The organism is Clostridium puniceum, from assembly GCF_002006345.1.
GTDB lineage: Bacteria > Bacillota > Clostridia > Clostridiales > Clostridiaceae > Clostridium > Clostridium puniceum.
Genome location: NZ_LZZM01000212.1, coordinates 47,375 through 66,502, shown reverse-complemented (window position 1 = coordinate 66,502; position 19,128 = coordinate 47,375). Strand labels below are relative to the sequence as shown.

The 19,128-nt window shown below is 28.3% G+C and carries 15 protein-coding genes and 2 pseudogenes; 15 read left to right on the top strand and 2 right to left on the bottom strand.

The window, feature by feature from the left end:
* The first annotated feature begins 275 nt into the window (after positions 1–275).
* The 6 genes and pseudogenes from CLPUN_RS21900 to CLPUN_RS29280 form a co-directional block, all read left to right on the top strand.
* A complete protein-coding gene (locus CLPUN_RS21900; RefSeq protein ID WP_077849348.1) occupies positions 276–650 on the top strand; it encodes an ArsR/SmtB family transcription factor in 375 nt (124 codons plus the stop codon).
* Positions 651–716: 66 nt separating this feature from the next.
* Positions 717–1,472, top strand: coding sequence for an EFR1 family ferrodoxin (locus tag CLPUN_RS21895; protein WP_077849347.1), 756 nt, complete (start codon positions 717–719; stop codon positions 1,470–1,472).
* A 220-nt stretch (positions 1,473–1,692) separates the two neighbouring features.
* Positions 1,693–1,890: pseudogene (locus tag CLPUN_RS29745) on the top strand (SAM-dependent methyltransferase); the annotation flags it as partial.
* Positions 1,891–2,418: 528 nt separating this feature from the next.
* Complete coding sequence (locus CLPUN_RS21885; RefSeq protein ID WP_077849346.1) at positions 2,419–3,855, top strand: bifunctional lysylphosphatidylglycerol flippase/synthetase MprF; 1,437 nt, start codon at positions 2,419–2,421, stop codon at positions 3,853–3,855.
* Between the two features lie 14 nt (positions 3,856–3,869).
* Positions 3,870–4,214 carry an SNARE-associated domain-containing protein gene (locus tag CLPUN_RS28935; protein WP_242954226.1) on the top strand — a complete coding sequence of 115 codons (345 nt, stop codon included), beginning with the start codon at positions 3,870–3,872 and terminating at the stop codon, positions 4,212–4,214.
* 18 nt (positions 4,215–4,232) lie between these two features.
* Positions 4,233–4,367: pseudogene (locus CLPUN_RS29280) on the top strand (VTT domain-containing protein); the annotation flags it as partial.
* Between the two features lie 140 nt (positions 4,368–4,507).
* Here the strand turns inward: CLPUN_RS29280 and CLPUN_RS21875 are convergent.
* Positions 4,508–5,512 (bottom strand): helix-turn-helix domain-containing protein, encoded by a 1,005-nt coding sequence (locus CLPUN_RS21875; RefSeq protein ID WP_077849345.1) that lies wholly within the window; start codon positions 5,510–5,512, stop codon positions 4,508–4,510.
* 317 nt (positions 5,513–5,829) lie between these two features.
* Here CLPUN_RS21875 and ribD point away from each other — a divergent pair, with 317 nt between their 5' ends.
* The 4 genes from ribD (at position 5,830) to ribH (ending at position 9,493) form a co-directional block, all read left to right on the top strand.
* Entirely contained in the window at positions 5,830–6,918 is a 1,089-nt protein-coding gene (gene ribD / locus CLPUN_RS21870; protein ID WP_077849344.1) for a bifunctional diaminohydroxyphosphoribosylaminopyrimidine deaminase/5-amino-6-(5-phosphoribosylamino)uracil reductase RibD, read from the top strand.
* Positions 6,919–6,931: 13 nt separating this feature from the next.
* A complete protein-coding gene (locus tag CLPUN_RS21865) occupies positions 6,932–7,585 on the top strand; it encodes a riboflavin synthase (protein WP_077849343.1) in 654 nt (217 codons plus the stop codon).
* Positions 7,586–7,792: 207 nt separating this feature from the next.
* The gene (locus tag CLPUN_RS21860) at positions 7,793–8,986 is read left to right on the top strand and encodes a bifunctional 3,4-dihydroxy-2-butanone-4-phosphate synthase/GTP cyclohydrolase II (protein ID WP_077849342.1); all 1,194 of its coding nucleotides are present in this window, start codon (positions 7,793–7,795) and stop codon (positions 8,984–8,986) included.
* A gap of 42 nt (positions 8,987–9,028) precedes the next feature.
* Positions 9,029–9,493 carry a 6,7-dimethyl-8-ribityllumazine synthase gene (ribH, locus tag CLPUN_RS21855; RefSeq protein WP_077849341.1) on the top strand — a complete coding sequence of 155 codons (465 nt, stop codon included), beginning with the start codon at positions 9,029–9,031 and terminating at the stop codon, positions 9,491–9,493.
* A 473-nt stretch (positions 9,494–9,966) separates the two neighbouring features.
* Here the strand turns inward: ribH and CLPUN_RS21850 are convergent, their stop codons facing one another.
* Positions 9,967–10,980, bottom strand: a complete 1,014-nt coding sequence (locus CLPUN_RS21850) for a choloylglycine hydrolase family protein (RefSeq protein ID WP_077849340.1) — start codon at positions 10,978–10,980, stop codon at positions 9,967–9,969.
* Positions 10,981–11,394: 414 nt separating this feature from the next.
* Here CLPUN_RS21850 and CLPUN_RS21845 point away from each other — a divergent pair, with 414 nt between their 5' ends.
* The 5 genes from CLPUN_RS21845 (at position 11,395) to CLPUN_RS21825 (ending at position 19,039) form a co-directional block, all read left to right on the top strand.
* Positions 11,395–12,591, top strand: a complete 1,197-nt coding sequence (locus CLPUN_RS21845; protein ID WP_077849339.1) for an SAM-dependent methyltransferase — start codon at positions 11,395–11,397, stop codon at positions 12,589–12,591.
* A 525-nt stretch (positions 12,592–13,116) separates the two neighbouring features.
* Positions 13,117–13,800 (top strand): 4'-phosphopantetheinyl transferase family protein, encoded by a 684-nt coding sequence (locus CLPUN_RS21840; protein WP_242954225.1) that lies wholly within the window; start codon positions 13,117–13,119, stop codon positions 13,798–13,800.
* A 24-nt stretch (positions 13,801–13,824) separates the two neighbouring features.
* On the top strand, positions 13,825–14,556 hold the full coding sequence (locus CLPUN_RS21835) for a thioesterase II family protein (RefSeq protein ID WP_077849337.1): 732 nt from the start codon (positions 13,825–13,827) through the stop codon (positions 14,554–14,556).
* Positions 14,557–15,337: 781 nt separating this feature from the next.
* Entirely contained in the window at positions 15,338–16,495 is a 1,158-nt protein-coding gene (locus tag CLPUN_RS21830; RefSeq protein WP_077849336.1) for a U32 family peptidase, read from the top strand.
* A gap of 36 nt (positions 16,496–16,531) precedes the next feature.
* Positions 16,532–19,039: a non-ribosomal peptide synthetase gene (locus tag CLPUN_RS21825; RefSeq protein ID WP_077849335.1), complete on the top strand. Its 2,508-nt coding sequence runs from the start codon at positions 16,532–16,534 to the stop codon at positions 19,037–19,039.
* Positions 19,040–19,128 lie beyond the last annotated feature (89 nt).

The following is a 19,128-nucleotide window of genomic DNA, read 5'->3' as shown; positions in this document are numbered from 1 at the left end:
ATGTATAATATATACTATTGATATAGTGTTATCAAGAAACAATAATTTTAATTTATATAGATAATCTACATATTAAAATATCTGTAGATGCCTTATGTGAGAGGAAACAGGTAAATATTGTTAAAATTAATTAAAAGCTCAATTTTAGAATGAATGTACATATTTGGTTTTTATAAACGGTCTCGATTTTCTTTACCATTGAAAATCTTTTTAGTAAACATGATATAATGGTTTAGATATTTAAACCAAATGAAGTTGAGAAGGAGCAGCATCTTATGAAAGAATGTAAGGAATATATGGATATGTTATCAAAAGAGTTTAAGGAATGTCAGAAAGCATTCATTGCAATAGGTGATGAAACGAGACAACAGATAATTATTGCTTTGCTTGAGAGTGACTATACTGGAATTCGTGTTGGTGAAATAACTAAAAAGACACATCTTTCAAGGGCAGCAGTATCCCATCATTTGAGGATATTAAAGGAAGCAAATATTATTAATATGAGACGTGAAGGAACAAGGAATTATTACTTTATGAATGCCAGTGAAAGTCAGTGGAGTAAAATTTCAAACCTTGTTCACTATATTAATGAAATCATAAATACAATGTCCGAAGAGGAGAAGGAAATTTATAATAAAACAGAATTGTAATATGCTTTTAATATAAAATAGTTGAAAAATAATTTATATGAAGAGTAATAAAGTGGAGGTTTTTTTATGATTCTATATTTTAGTGGTACAGGCAATAGTCGTTATACAGCTCAGGTTATTAAAAAAGTAACCAGTGATGAGGTTGTTTCAATAAATGAATTAATGAAGAAAGGAAATAGGGCTTCTTTTGATTCTAAGGAACCTTTTGTATTTATAGTGCCAACGTATGCTTGGCGTATGCCTAAAGTTGTTGAGGATTTTATTAAAAATTCAGAATTTATAGGAAGCACACAAGCATATTTTATTTTAACTTGTGGTTCAGAAATTCATAATGCAGTACATTATGCAAAAAAGGTATGTGATATGAAAAAGTTTGTTTTTATGGGATGTTCAACAGTTATTATGCCATCAAATTATGTAATTATGTCAGGAGTACCTGATGAGGCACAAGCATCTTCTATTATAGAAAAAGCTCTTCCTAAAATTATTTCTATTGGAGAGAAAATTAAAAAACATCAATCTTTGGAGGAAGAAGAAATAACTACTTTAGGAAAAGTTATGAGTAGATTTGTGAATCCTTTATTTTATATGACTTATGTTAGTGCTAAAGGATTTTATGCTACAGATGAGTGTATTAATTGTAAGAAATGTGTAACGTTATGTCCTATGAACAATATAAAAATGGAAAATAGCAAACCTAAATGGGAAAGGAACTGTACACATTGTATGGCATGCATTTGTGGTTGCCCTAAGAAAGCTATTGAATACAAAAATAAGTCAAAGGGAAAACCAAGGTATTATAATACTGGATATAGTTGTTAGCCTAAATATTAAATTTTAATTCCAGTTGTAGGAGTTTTAGTAACTATCAATAGTGACATCAACACCAGCATTTGGTGAGATTAATACAGGAATTTTAACAAGTGTTCAAGTGAAGAAAACAAAAACTACAAACGACATATATTAAAAATGAGCTGCATTTGGAGGAAATATCCAAAATGTAGCTTATTTTTAATGTATTGCACATGCAATACATTGATTTATACTTATAAATGACTCCGCAGAGAACTTAAAAGAATATTTAAATAAATATAATATTGATAAAGTGGACTATATTGTTTCATGGCTCCCATTTGCAAGTTTAACTGATGCTATGAGTAAAAGGATATTATCAATAACAAAAGAGATACTAAAAGGTAAAGGAGAATTTATAACTTTTCAATATTCTTTGTTTAAATTGTGTGATTTTATTCAAAGGATAAGTAGTTTTGAAATGTATTCCATAGATAAGGAAGTAAAAATAAGTGCATTTTTCTTTTATGCAGTTTTTTTAATAATATTTATAGCTCCTATGGTTATTTTTATAATTACTTTTTTCTTGTTTGTAAGCAAAAAGAGAAGGTATATTAAGTATATTTCTGAACAGGTCAATAAAATTTCACAGAATTAATATTTCAAAATCAAGGGATTTTGAAGAGTCAGAACTTAGCTTAGCTATTTCAAAAAAAGTAGTAGAACTTCATCAGGGACAGGTTTGGGCTGAAGGTCATGGAAATATAAGAACAATACATATTGAATTGCCCATTATCCATAAAAATGGATAAAAGTATACTTCTTGAAAATTCTTTAATTCATCGTGTTTTAGGTAGGTAGCTTTATTCAAAATTGACATTTCCAATATCTATATTAGCTTTTCATAAAAACGGATGAAATGAATGTGTTAAAAGACTTTTTACGAATATTAATTTTATAAATAGGGAGGCGAAATTTGAGCCTAATAAATTGCTTTTTATTAGTGATTTGCTTCGCATTTATTATAAAAGGACTATTGCAAAGGTTGAGAGCTGCTTTAATTATTAATGTGGTTATAATATCTTTATTTGTCATGGCCAATTTTTTTGAAGCTACATATTTTAGATTTAATTTAGTTTTATTAGGTTACATCTTATTATCATTAATAATTCAAAATAAATGGTTCCAAGGCAAATCAAATCCAATAAAATTAAAAAGAGGAATTATTTTAGCGTGCATTTTGTTTTCCAGTGATATCATATGGAAGATAATACTTAAAAATAGCTTTAATGATATAAATGTATGTATAAATTTATGTTTATTACTACTAATAATAAGATCAGTATTAGAACCACATACTTTTAAACAAGTATATTCATTTGAAGATAAACAAAAGGTTCAAGGCTTATTAAGAAAATATGCAATAAACCCTGCATCTGCAATAATTTTAGAAGATGATAAGCAATATTTTTTTTCAAAGACCTGTGAAGGTGTTATTGGTTATACTATAATTAATAATATTGCAATTGTGGCTGGAGAACCTATATGTAGTAATAGTAGCAAAAATACTATTTTATTAGAATTTAAAAAATTTTGCTTTGATAATTCACTATCAATTTGTTTTTGTCAAGTTTCTAATGAATATAGAAAGTTTTTAGAACAACATGGTTTCGTTGTGCAAGAATATGGTAAAGAAGCTATTATTAATTTAGATATTTATACTATAAGTGGCTCTAAAACTTCAAAAATAAGATGGGCAAACAATAAGATGGAGAAAATGGGGATTAAAGTAACTGAATATAAGCCACTTATAAATCGAAACGACATAATTGAAAATCAAATAATTAATGTATCTAATGAATGGTTGAAAATGAAAAAAAGTGGTGAACTTTCATTTATGCTAGGAACTATATCACTGGACAAACCCTTTGACAGAAGATATTTTATAGCAAGTGATTCAGAGGGAATTGTATTAGGTTTTATAGTATGTTTCCCGTACAAATCCCAAGAAGGATATTTTATTGATATAACAAGAAGGAGTAAAGAGGCACCTCTTGGAATTATGGAAAAATTAACTGTGGATATATGTAAAATCTTAAAAGAAGATAAGGTTAAAGAAGTTAGTCTAGGTTTAGCACCTCTTGCAGATATTCAAAGCTGTAATAACATACAAAGTATAATTATACATAGATTTTTTAAGTTTATATATAAACATATGAATTCTTTTTATGGATTTAAAGCTCTATATGATTATAAAAAGAAATATAATCCTTCAGCATGGGAATCAAGATTTATAGCATTTTCAGCTGAAGCTTCTATCCTATCTATAGGATATGCTATGGTAAAGGCTAAACATCCAGAAGGAATAAGAAGACTTTTATTAGATAGATTATTAGAATTGATTAAAATATAAAGGAGTTTTTGATAATGTTTCTGCATACTTTAAGTCTTTCACTTGATACTTTTCTCCTTGAATTCGTAAAAAATTACGATAACTATACTTACTTATTTTTATTTGCAATAGTATTTTGTGAAACTGGACTATTTATGGCACCTTTTCTTCCAGAAGAATCTTTATTATTCGTTACTGGAACTTTAGCAGCAATGGGAGCTTTGAATATTTGGAAAATAACATTATTATTGATGATTTCAAATGTTATAGGAGAATCGGTAAATTATTACATAGGAAAAAGATTTGGAATAAAAATTTTCAAAAGTAATAATTCTATAATTTTTAATAAAAAGCATATAGAAAGAGCACAAAATTTTTAGGATGCCCATGGTGGAAAAACGATAATTATTGCTAAATTCATACCTCTAGTAAGAACTTTTATTCCATTTATTGCAGGGGTAGCAAATGTCAAATTTACTAGTTTTATTTTATATAATATGATCGGAGGTATACCTTGGGTAGCCTTATTTATCATGGGCGGTTATTTTTTTGGAAACATGCCTATTGTCTCAAACAACTTTGAACTTGTGATTTTATTTATTATAATCATTTCAATATCTCCTGGTATAATTTCTACTTTATTAAAAAATAGAAAACAAAAAATCTCCAAATTTTATTTGGAGATTTTTTGTTGCATGAGAATATTTTTGCGGTATGCAATTGGAGTATCACCGTATATTTTTTTAAATGTTATAGAGAATTTACTTGTACTTAAATATCCTAAATTGTGTGCAATATCCTCAATTGTAAGGGAATTATTATCAATAAGTATCAATGCATATTTCATTTTGCTAATACGAATATATTCACCAATGGGCATATTATATACATTTTTAAATGATTCCCTAAGTTTTGTTTTACCCATTGCTGCTATTTTGCATAAGTGAAAAATATCTGGTGGATTGCTAATATTATTATCAATTTCAGATTTAACTAATTGTAGGCATTTTAAATCATTTGAAGAAATTGAAGTAGATTTATTTCTTAAGCACTTTTTTTCATTATTAAAATTAATCATTATAATCGAGAGAAGTTCTCCAACTTTACTTTCATAAAATAAACGAGAGTTTTCATATGTTAAGAGTTTTTTCTTTATCTGCAAAAATAATAAGTTTATTTCTGGAGTATCATAATTTAATGGCTTCCATTTGTAAATTTGTTCAAAGTCAAAATCTTCTTTAGAAAATCTTTTTTCAATACTATGTTTTATAAAATCTTCAGAAATAAGAATACCTACATATTTTATAGGAGTATTTTCTTTATAATAAATGCGTCCTTTTTTAGTTTTATTTAAATATAAATTTATTCCTTTAGAAACATGATATGATTTTTTTCCATTTTGAATTAAAACAATATTGCCTGATTCAATTAAATATATTTCCATAAACATTGAATTAAATTGATAATGGTATTCCATAGATATATAAGGAAGCCAGTCGCCAACAGATATAAATAAACCATGGCAAGGATTGATTTGATAAATAAAACCTTGTCCATATTTAGATAAAGGATAAAAAAATTCACCTTTATTTTTCTTCTCTTTATAAAAATAAATTTTATCAATTATGAAACCATATCCTTTTTCATGAACATAATCAGATTCTATATTATTAAACAAATTAATCCCTCCAATACGTAGCTATATTTTAATTATAGATAAAATTAAAGTCCTGATATATCTTTTTATTGTTCCTAAATATCGTTATAACAGTTGTAACTAAATTTAGATAATATTTGAATATATAGGAATAGAAAACATCTACTATATAAATATAACCTTTTTTTATCTGATTGACAATGAGAATTATTTTCGATAACATACAAGAGACCTGTATTTAAATAACTATCTAGGAATATTTTTGCAATTTAAACTATATAAAAAACAAAAATGCTTATTATTTTATTTCATATATTTTAAATAGGAGGTGATAATTCTTGGAAGAAAAGTATATGGAGAGAGCGTTAGAATTAGCTAAAAGAGGAATAGGAAGAGTAAATCCAAATCCATTAGTTGGTGCCGTTATAGTTAAGAATAATGAAATAATTGGAGAAGGATATCATGAGTGTTATGGAGGAGCACATGCAGAAAGAAATGCTGTGAAAAACGCAACAAAAGATGTAGAAGGAAGTACAATTTACATTACATTGGAGCCTTGTGCACATTACGGAAAAACACCACCGTGCGTAGATTTGTTAATACAAAATAAATTCAAAAAGGTTGTAATAGGAATGCTAGATCCAAATGAACTAGTTGAAGGAAAGAGTGTAGAAAGATTAAAGCAACATGGAATTGAGGTTATAGTTGGAGTCAAGGAAGAGGACTGTAAAAAATTGAATGAGATTTTTATAAAATATATTACATCAAAAATACCTTTTGTGATTTTAAAAAGTGGAATGTCACTAGATGGGAAAATAGCAACTTATAGTGGGGACTCTAAATGGATTACTTCTAAAGAATCGAGAGAAGATTCGCAGAATTTAAGGAACAGACTACATTCAATTATGGTAGGAGTAAATACAGTTATTGCTGATGATCCAGAGCTTACCTGTAGAATTAATAATGAAAAAAGTTTAATTAGGATTATTGTAGATACTAAGCTTAGAATTCCGTTAAGTTCAAAGGTAATTAAAAACCAAGATAAAAATACTATTGTAGCAACTACATTCAGTGCGGATGAAAATAAAAAGCAAATTTTAAGCGATTTAGGCATTAAAATTATAGAAGTTCCAAGTAAGAATAAGAAAGTGGATTTAAAAGAAGTTGTTAAAAAACTTGGACAAGAAGGTATAGATTCAATACTCATTGAAGGTGGAGGAACACTAAATTTTTCAGCTTTGGAAGAAGACATTGTTGATAAAGTCATAGTTTATATTGCTCCTAAAATATTAGGAGGAGAAAAGAGTACAAGTAGTATAGCAGGCCAAGGATTTTCGCAATTAGAGGAAGCAGTTCAATTGACTGATATGAGATATAGAAAAACTGGAAGAGATTTAGTCATAGAGGGATATATAAGAAAAAAATAATAAGGAGGAAAGGATGTTTACTGGGATAATTGAAGAGGTTGGAATACTACAACAAATTAATTTAGGTAATGGTTTTGGAGTAATGGAGATTAAATGCAGAAATGTTTTAGAGGAAACTAAAATAGGTGACAGTATAGCTACCAATGGAGTTTGTTTAACCGTTAAGGAAAAAACTTATAATTCTTTTAAGGCAGAAGTAATGGGAGAAACTTTAGCTAAAAGTAATTTAGGAAGTCTTAAGGTTGGAGATAAACTAAATCTTGAAAGAGCTTTAAGGTTGAGTGATAGACTTGGTGGACATATTGTGAGTGGACATATAGATGGTATTGGTAGAATAATTTCAATAAAACAAGAAATGGATGGAACCTGGTTTACTATTTCTGCTCCTAGAGAAGTTTTAAGATACATTATATATAAAGGCTCCATAGGAATAGATGGTATGAGCTTAACTGTTGCTTATGTTGATGAAGAAGTGTTTAAGGTTTCAGTTATACCACATACTTTGGATAATACTATTCTGCCATATAAAAAAATTAATTCAGTAGTAAATTTAGAATGTGATTTAGTAGGAAAATATATTGAAAAATTATTTAGTGGAAAAAATGAAGATGAAGAAGTTAAAAAACATGATATTGGTATGGATTTTCTAAAAAATAGCGGCTTTTAATCAGTTAACAGTTAATAATTAAAGTTAACAGTTGAGGATGAAAAGGCGGAGATTTTATAAAAATACATTTTTATAATTCTTAAAAGAGCTATTTTTAAGTTTTGATTAATTTAGTATTTTTAATTATTGAAAATTTAATTACATAATAAAAAGCTTTAACTTTTACTAAAAATTATATAAATATAAATGAAGTCAGGAGATATAAATATGAAGTTTAATAGTATAGAAGAAGGATTAAAAGACATTAAGGCAGGAAAAATGGTGATAGTTGTTGATGATGAAGGAAGGGAAAATGAAGGAGATATAGTGATTCCAGCAGAAGTAGCAACTGGAGAAAATATTAATTTTATGATTAAGTATGCAAGAGGTTTACTTTGTGCGCCAGTAGAAGAAGAAATTGCAATTAAATTAGGCTTAAATCCAATGGTTGAAGAAAATACAGATAATCATGAGACAGCATTTACGGTTAGTATAGATCACAAAGACACGACAACAGGAATATCAGCTTTTGAAAGAGCTTATACGATAAATAAACTTCTAACTGCTACAGAAAAAGATGAATTTAGAAGACCAGGGCATGTATTCCCATTAATAGCTAAGAATGGTGGTGTTCTTGAAAGAAAAGGGCATACAGAAGCATCAATAGATTTAGCAAAACTTGCAGGTTTTAAAGGTGCAGCAGTTATATGTGAAATAACAAATGATGATGGAACTATGGCTAGACGAGATGACTTATTTAAGTTTGCCAAAGAACATGATTTGAAAATTTTAACAATAGAAGATTTGATTGAATATAGACAACAAGAGCATTTAAGTATAACTAGAGAAGTAGAAACTAAACTTCCAACTAAATATGGAGATTTTAAAGCATTGGGATTTAACGAAAAAAATTCATCAAAATGCCATCTGGCTTTAATTAAAGGCGATATTACAAGTAGTGAGCCAATGCTTGTTAGAATTCATTCTGAATGCTTAACTGGAGATGCTTTAGGCTCTACGAAATGTGATTGTGGTGAGCAATATGAAGCAGCGATGGAGATGATAGCAAAGGAAGAAAGAGGAATACTCCTATACATGAGGCAGGAAGGAAGAGGAATAGGTCTTTTAAATAAACTAAAGGCGTATGAATTGCAAGATACAGGCTTAGATACAGTAGATGCTAATTTAGCTTTAGGTTTTAAAGAAGATATGAGAGATTATAAAATAAGTGCAGATATGCTGAAGATTTTAGGTATAAGTAATGTTAGATTAATTACAAATAATCCAGCTAAAATAGAAGGTCTTGAAAAAAATAATATTAAAGTGGTTGAAAGAGTTTCAATTCAAATACCTGCAAATAAAAATGATAAATTTTATTTAATAACAAAGAAAGAGAGAATGAATCATTTATTAAATATCTAAAAATTTCAATATAAAATAATTTGAATACATGGAGGAAATATAATGAACATATTTGAAGGAAATTTAGTATCAAAAGGATTAAAGTTTGGAATTGTAGTAGGAAGATTTAATGAATTTATTGGTAGTAAGCTTTTAGAAGGTGCATTAGATGGACTAAAAAGACATGGTGCTAGTGAAGAAGAGATTGATATTACATGGGTTCCAGGTGCTTTTGAGATCCCACTAGTAGCTAAAAAAATGGCGAAAAATTCTAAGTATGATGCAGTTATTTGTTTAGGAGCTGTAATAAAAGGAGCAACTTCACATTATGATTATGTTTGTTCAGAAGTATCTAAAGGAATTGCGCATGTTTCCCTTGAAAGTGAAAAACCGGTAATATTTGGTGTGCTTACAACAAATACTATAGAACAAGCTATTGAAAGAGCAGGAACTAAAGCTGGAAACAAGGGCTATGAATGCGCAGTTTCAGCTATAGAAATGGCTAATTTATTGAATAATATAAAATAAATGCTAATAATTTACAATAAAAGTCATGCTTTTATAGAAGGCTGAAGAATTGGATAGACATTTCTAAGTATTTTATAATAAATGCATGGCTATTATGTTAATTATACAATATTAAGCTATCTGTAAATGTAATTTTGATATAACTTTATTCAAAATCTACAGTTAAAAGTCAGGAGTTTTTAATCAGAAAATGATTGGAGATGCCTGACTTTTTTTGCTTAGTATAAAAAAGAAAGGCAATTAATAACAAAGTCATTTGACGTAATCGGCAAATGAATTGTCCCTGTTTGCTAGTTACGGATTGACATTGGATAGGCATAATGTAATATAATATTTTTTATTTCAAATATTACATAGAAGTTTAACAAATGTATCCTATTTATTAAATGTATCTCAAGGATCTTAAGAACAAAATTAGTGTGGATGGTATTACAACCTAAGTAAAAGCAATTAAAAAGAAATTCACAACTTTATTATTTGTTAACACAATATTTCTGCATTTTTTCAAATATAACTGGACGCATTAATTTTCCAAGCAAGATTGGATGTGTGTTATTTTTATAGCTATTGTCAAGACTTACACTTGCAATCTGATTATTATCATAAGTTTTAAAGAAATATTGACAAGTGTTTGTATTCATGAAGGCAATGTATTTTGTATAATCATAAGTTCCTCTATCTGTTACGACAATCCCCTTTGGAATAGAAACACTTTCCATAATATGAAAACCTGTAATTACTGTATCTATCGCGTCTTTAGGTATTGGAATATGTGTTTTTTGATATGATGTTCTTACAAATCGTTCTGGGGAGGTGTAACCTCCTGGCAACTGTATAGTTCCTCCGGCCTGACCAAATGGTTTTAACTGAACTTTTCCCCAGTAGGTCTCACTAGTCTGTGTTGGAGATACATCCATGTAATTTCTTAAATTAGTCATATGCCATTGGAAATCAGGACTGTTGGCCATAACTCCCATTGGATTTTGGAATATCTCCAAACCTCTTTCTGTTTGTTCAATGACAACACATTCTCCACTTTTATCGGTGGCAATCCAATGCAAAGGTGCGATTGTTTGTGTTATAGGATCCGGTAGACCTATGATACATACATCTTGAAGTATTTCTTTCAGTTCTTTTACTGATTCACATCTTCCTAAAATATAATGGAGAAAATCTAAAGATGAAACGGGTTCCTTCTTCATACATTTTGTCCACGTTTTGTATTTGGCATAGCCTGCAAAATATAATGTTGCTGCTGCAAACCCTTTTTCATTTACTCCATCAAAAAAGCCAAGTATTCCATTACTTTTCTGTCCAATGCCTATAAAACTATAGTAGTTACAAAAATTATTCATGTTTAAAACATTATTCCATACATAATATTGTGGGATCACATAAAGCTGTGGTTCAATATTATAAGAAAAATCCATGGTTCTGCCCAAAAAGTTTTCCCGCTGTTCGGATTGTAACGTTATTGCTGTGCACATGTTAATTTCCTTCCTCCTTATACTTTAAAAATTTGGTTTTTGCAAAAAAACATATCATATACTAAGATTTTGAGATAATTGTATGTGATATTCCACATGTAAGTGTGTGTAGGAATTTATACTGTGAAAAGAATTTATTTTTTAAATAAAAGAGCTATACATTTATCAATATGCTTCCATAGTGTGAAAAATTCAATTTTTTTAGTCCTGTGATAGCAAATTTATAGATAGCAAAACTAGTGTGTTAAAAATTCATATTAAATTGCTAGTTTTATAACATTTATAAGCTTTACTTTGACACAATTTTATTTAAAATCAACATAAAAAATATTCTCAAAAAGAAATACAATTCTAAAGTAGATACATATAATTTATATAATAGCGAAATCTATAATAAAAATAAGGAGAATTATTATGATTATTGGTAAAGTATTTTATAAATCAATATTTAAAAATTTATTTTCTGATTCCTGTAAAATTAAGTTTTGGGATGGAGAAATTATAAGTTATAAGGAAGGAGAAGGAGAAGCTAAATTCGAAATAATTTTTAATGAACCTATTCCTAAAGCTGATATCCTTAGTGACCCTTCCCTAGCCTTTGGTGAAGCTTATATGACTAAAAAAATAGATATAGTAGGTAGTATTGAAGATGTTATAGCATCTATATATAACAATAAGGAAAGCTTCCTAGGCAATAGTAGTAAATATGCACATATAATTAAGAAAACTTCAAATAATCTTAAAAGTAGTAAGGAAAATATTCACAGTCATTATGATATTGGAAATGAGTTCTATAAGTTATGGTTGGATGAGAGCATGACTTACTCGTGTGCATATTTTAAGACTCCTAATGATACCTTGCATCAAGCTCAAGAAAATAAAGTAAATCATATTTTAAAAAAATTATCATTAAAAGAAGGTCAAACATTACTTGATATAGGGTGTGGCTGGGGCGAATTAATTCTTAATGCAGCTAAAAAATATAAGGTTAAAGCTATAGGTGTAACTCTAAGTACTGAACAATTTGTTAGAGTTCAAGAAAGAATAAAAGAAGAAGGTTTAAGCAATCTTGTTGAAGTTCAACTTATGGACTATAGAGAAATAAAAGACATAAAATTTGACAGGGTAGTAAGTGTTGGTATGGTAGAACATGTTGGAAAAGATCATCTAAATGAATATTTTGCTAAAGTTAATGAGCTGTTGACTGATGGTGGATTATCAATGCTTCATTGTATAACAGCTCAAGAAGATAATGAAGAAGGCGGAACAAATTCGTGGATTAATAAATATATTTTCCCAGGTGGCTACGTACCATCAGTTAGAGAATTAATTTGTCACATAGCATCTGAAAAACTTTACTTAATTGATGTAGAAGATCTTAGAAGACATTATGGGAAAACTTTAGAAATTTGGACAGAAAATTTTGAAAATGCATTACCTGAAATAAGTAAAACTAAGGATGAAACCTTTATAAGAATGTGGAGATTATATTTAAATGCATGTGCAGCATCTTTTAAATGTGGTAACATTTATATTCATCAATTCTTATTTACTAAAGGAGTGAATAATGAATTACCATGGACTAGAGAATATATATATGAAGATAATTAATATTTGTGGTATTTTATGACATTTAGAATACTATTCTAATAATTAATAGAATTTAATAATAAGAACTAGGTATTTAAAAAATTTTTGAAGTTTAAAAATGCTTGGTTCTTATTTCATTTATAACTAAATAAAGCTTTTTATGCTTAATCATTAGCGTTGTCAACATTAAATAATTAGAGAATATGAAATGCAAGAATTTTTGAAGAGTTATTATTGCAAATGTAAAGATATGGGTGTAATATAAAACATAATTGGGATTTGAAAGAAAAAATAAACTTCATTCTCATATAAGTAATTTATTCATATAAGTGTTTAAATTCAAGTTGCTTTTTGGTAATATATTTTGTTTATTTTTAAGAATTTCAACCTATTATATATTATATTACAAAAAAGTGAATTGATCTTATTTTTTAAAATTAAGCAGATTAAAAATGTTGATCAATATATATTAAGGTAAGTATTGTGAAAATATTTTATATAAAAATTGAGTGAAAATATGTAAAGGAAAAACTTATGAAAATTTATGTGACGAAAATTTTAGAGGTCACCAATGAAAGAATAGATGAACTATGTTTATTTGTTAATTCAGAGAAGAAATCTAAAATTGAAAGATTTATTAATAGGAAAGATAAGATTAGGGCATTAATTGGTGAGATACTAATAAGAACTATAATTATTGAGACATTTGGGATTAGAAATGAAAAAATAATGTTTAATAAAAATGAATTTGGCAAACCATATTTGAAAGATTACGAAAATTTTAATTTTAATATATCACATTCGGGAGAGTTCGTTGTATGTGCAATTGATGATAAGCCTGTTGGTATAGATGTCGAACAAATAAAGCCTATTGAATATAAAGAAATAGCTGAAGGATTTTTTTTGAACAATGAAATTGAATATATTATGAAGGCTGATTTAGATAGTCAATTAAAGAAATTTTATGAAATATGGACGTTGAAAGAAAGCTATATAAAGTGTTGTGGAACAGGCTTATCAATGCCACTAAAAGAATTTTTGATTGATTTTGATAGACATAACAATATTAGAGTAGTTACAAATAATGAATGTACTAACCATAAATTAAGATTAATAGATATAGATTCAGATTATAAAATGGCTGTTTGTTCAATAAATGAAACTATTTCAAGTGGCATAAATATAATAGAACAAACTAATCTGGTTAATAACTATTTTAGAATCACATAAAAAATAAAGAGGGGGGAATATACAATGATATTATTTTGTTTACCATATGCAGGTGGATCAAGCGCAGCGTATTATGAATGGAAAAAATATTTACATACTTCTATTGAATTAATTCCCATTGAATTAAAAGGCAGAGGTAAAAGGATTGGCGAAATTTATTATGAAAGTTTAGAAGAAGCAATTGAGGATATATTTTTTAATATTAAAGATAAAATAATTAGCAATGATTATGCTATATATGGACATAGTATGGGAAGTCTTTTATCTTACGAACTTTATTATAAAATTGAACAAATGGGCATGAAAAAACCAAGGCATATTTTTTTCTCAGGATATAGAGCACCAAATATTATGAGACAAAAAGAAAATATACATACTTTACCTGATTATGACTTTATGAAAAAGGTAATGGATCTTGGCGGAACTCCAGAAGAGTTAATGAAAAGCCAGGAGTTATTAGAAATATTTATTCCTATAATTCGAAATGATTTTAAGATTTTAGAGAAGTATAAATATAGGGAAAGAAAAAATAAGATTGAATGCAATGTTTCAATTTTAAATGGTAAGCAAGATGATATAAAATTAGAAGAAATATTATCATGGAAAAATCATGTGTGTAAGGAATTTAAGTTTTATAACTTTGAGGGAAATCACTTTTTTATAAATACTAATATTGAAAATATAATTAATATTATTAATACCACATTAGTTAATAAAAAGTATATTGAAAGATGGGAATCTGATGTAGTGCAATGAGAGACGTTACTATAATTTAACTCATCTTCAGAAAAGAATATGGTACATAGATAAGGTGAATTTAAATTCTCTAATTTATAGTAGTGGTGGATGTTTAAAGATAAATAAGAATGTTGACATATAAGAGCTTAAGGAAACAATACATATTTATATTACAAAATAAAAAAGAAAGAGAATTTCACATATTGTTAAATATTCATTATAGTTTTGTCTTTCTATAAAATTAGGGCATCATGAAAATATTATAGTCTAATTTGGTGTTCTATGCACAAGTAAATTTAGATTAAAAGACGCATTTAAAATTATTTTAATAGAATCCAAATTTATTCACAAACATTATCCATTAAGAGGTTGACAAAACATTTATTGTAAATATATACTGTAAATATAATAACGTAAAATATATGTAAAAATATGTACATATTTTTATTTATTGTGAATATCGTTGTAGATTATAGCATATTGAAATAATAGCGAAGAAATCGAAAGAGAATAATCTAAATTATGATAATAATCGAAGTTTATATTATAATCGATTATTAAATAATTTTGCTTTTTGCATGGATTAAATTAACATAAATAAGTAAAGATTACAAAATAGTAAAAGCTATAGGATGTGATTTTCTATAATCAATATGAAAAATTCAGAATGGGTGTAAGGATGCAAAATAATAATATGGAACTTAGAAGATTGAAGAAAGGGATTTTAAAGAAATTTTTTGCAGCCTGATTATTATGGCTTGCTAGAAAATAAATAATAAAAAACAAAGGGGAGTTATGGATGAAATATTTTAGTGTACCGTCTGATTTCAAACATGAGACTATAGACGGATATGAACAATTAAACAACGAATATGAGGATTCAAAGGTAATAGAAACTTATGGACAGGTCACTATAGGAAATTCATATGGTTCAGGAAGGTCACTTGATTTGCTTCCTAGCATCGACTTTATCGATTTGTCAAATTATATACAATATTCCAAAGCGAAAGGTATAAACTTTAATTATACCTTAAATGCATCTCATATGTGCAATAAGGAATTTACAGAAGACGGGGTAAAAGAAATCAAAAGCTTTTTGAAAAAGCTGCACACTATAGGTGTTCGTTCACTAACAATAGCATTGCCATCACTATTTGAAATGATAAAATCCATGGAGCTTGACTTTAAGATAAAGACCTCAGCAATTTGTCAGATTACCAATGCTAATAAAGCATCATCCTATAAAAAAATGGGGGCAGAGAGAATTGTTACTGACGAGTCAATAAACAGGGATTTTTATACCTTGAAGCAAATAAGAGAGGTTTTTGGCGATAAGGTAGAGATTATTGTAAATGCTATATGCTATAAGGATTGTATTTACAGAATGTTTCATTATAATCAGCTGGCTGTTGATTCAGTGAAGGTAACAAGTGCTACAAGTACACAGTATTACAATCATAGGTGTGTGGCAAAAAGATTTGAGGATATCAGCAATATAATGAAATTATCATGGGTAAGGCCTGAAGACATAAGATATTACAGTAAAATCGGAATTAATCATTTTAAGTTGCAGGGCAGACACAATGTATTAGGCGGGAATCCTATTAAAACTGTGGAATGCTATTTTAAAGAAAATTTTGATGGAAACCTTATGGAATTGCTAGAGTTTTTTTGTCCAACAAATTCATTTAACGTATACGTTGATAACAAAAAGCTTGATGGATTTTTGAAACCATTTTTTGAAACCGAAAAGTTTTGTAAAAATAGTTGTACAAGCTGTAACTATTGTGAAAAGTATGCTCAAAAGGCTATTGATTATCAGAGAGCTAAGGAGGTAGCAGAATTGACGAAAAAATTCTATAAAGAATATGACAGCTTTACTGAATTGATTCAAAATAAATCTGAATTAGATACAGTACAGGATGGAGCTATGCTAGATTGTAAATTTAGTTTTTAGATTGCTTTACATAAGTAAGTATTTAGGAGGAAGATTATGCAAGAAGATAATAGTTATACTGATTTACTTGAAAAATCTAAAATATATTGGATGAAAAAACTGGAGGGGGAAATAATAACAGGAAGAGCTTTTGCTGAAAACGGTTATATCGGGGGGTATATACGGGATTCTTATAAACTGGAGATTTCAAGAGAAATATCTCGAAAGATATGTGAAATAGGTCAAAACCATGACTTGGCGGTATTCACTGTACTATTGGCTTCATTTAAACTCCTTCTTTACAAGTATACTAATCAGGAAGAGGTTTCCGTGGCTTCTCCTATATTGTTAAATGGAAATCATTTTGCCAATGAATATATTGTATTTAAGGACAGTATCAGCAGTAACATCTCTTTTAAAGAGTTTTTACTAAATGTAAGGAATACTGTAATAGATGGTTATAAGTATCAGGACTATCCTATAATAAAGCTGCTTAGCTCGCTTGGTATTGACGATGAAGCACTTTTGTACAAATTTATTTTTTTGATGAATAATGTCCATAATAGCTCAGTAATAGAAAAAATAAAAACTGAATATGAAAATGATATGACTTTTATGGTAAATAAGGAAGAAGGGAACCTTGCAATAACTGTTTTATATAATTCCAGAGCTTATAAAAAGGAACGAATAGAACAACTTGGGAGTTCCTACATAAATATTCTTAAACAAATTTCAGAAAATATAAATAAAAATGTAGAAAATATAGAGCTTATCATGGATGATTATAAAAACAAAATATTATCTTTCAGCACCCAGTCTGGATTTTGTGATGTGAATATTAAACCTATACATGTATTGTTTGAAGAACAGGTTGAGTTGAATTCAGATGCTATAGCTGTCGAGTATGAAAATGAAACACTGACTTATAGACAATTAAATAGCGAAGCAAATCAACTTGGTAGAAGGCTAAGGGAAGTAGGAGTAAAGTCAGATACTGTAGTTGCAGTGAAACTTGAACGTTCAATAGATATGATTGTTGCAGTACTAGCTGTCTTAAAGGCAGGAGGTGCATATATGCCTATTGATACAGAGTATCCCCCTGAGAGGATAGATTATATGCTTGAGAATAGTGAATGTAATATTTTATTGACAAAATCCAATTGGCCTTACAGTGGAAATTTTTTAAAGGAAATAATATATATTGATGATAATAATAGCAAGCGTTATGACAACACTAACTTAATCAATATAAATAAACCCAAGGACTTATTAAATGTTATATATACTTCTGGTTCAACTGGTATGCCTAAAGGTGTTATGATAGAGCATGCTGCTTTAGTTAATTATATAAAATGGAGAATTAAAGCATATAATATTACTCCTTATGATATAACGATTCAAATGATTTCTTTTTCATTTGATGGTTTTGGAGCAAGTCTATATTCAACAATTTTGTCAGGGGGAAAATTGATTATTCCAGAAAAAGAACGGTACAATGACTACCAGTATATAAAGAATCTAGTTGTAAAAAAAGGAGTTACTAACTTAAGCCTTGTACCTTCTATGTATAAAGCCTTGCTGGACAACTGCAGGAATGGAGATCTGGATAGTATGAAATTTGTTGTACTCGCAGCGGAACGGACGGATAAGAAATTAATTGAGCGTAGTAATCGTTTGAATAGTAGAATAGAGTTGATAAATGAATATGGACCAACAGAGAACAGTATTACTACAACTGCATTTATTGGAATGAGTATTCAGTGCACTTCAATTATTGGAAAGCCAATCATAAATCATAAAGTGTACATTCTTAATAAGGATAAAAATCTTCTGCCTGTTGGTATACCTGGTGAAATATATGTATCTGGAGCCGGTCTCGCAAGAGGCTACATTAATAGAAGAGATCTGACAGAGGAAAGGTTTGTGTTAAACCCTTTAAATAAGGAAGAAATAACTTATGCAACAGGTGATATGGGAAAATGGCTTGAGGATGGGAATATAGAATTAGTTGGAAGAATAGATAATCAAGTAAAAATTAGAGGTTTTAGAATAGAACTTGGTGAAATTGAAAGCAGGCTTATGGAACATGAGTTTATTACCACAGCACTGGCATTGATTAGAGATGACGTTAATGGAGGTAAGTGCATATGTGGCTACATAGTTTCAGAACAGGAAATAGATAGTTCAAGCCTTAGAGGATTTCTTGAAGAAAAATTGCCGAAATATATGATTCCTCATTATTTCATAAAGCTTAATAAGGTACCGCTACTTCCTAACGGAAAGGTTAACCGGAATGCATTAATGGAAATGAATATTGTAGTAAAAGACATTGATAAAAGCGACGAGGCAGAAAATGAGGTTGAAAAGATACTGGTAGAAGTATGGCGAGAAATACTTGGTCATGGCAATATAGGTGTTAATGAGGAATTCTTTGTACTAGGTGGAGACTCAATAAAAGCTATGAATATTGTCTCACGCTTAAAAGATCATAATATAAAAATTGGTATTAAAGATATATTCAAAAAACTAACCATTAAGGAAATTTCAAAGGGGATTAGAGTATAGAAATTGTCAAGTAGAATGTTTTCAGAAAAGATTTTTACTATATAAAAATTATATAAGAATAATAGAAAAGGAATGTTAGTAATACGATG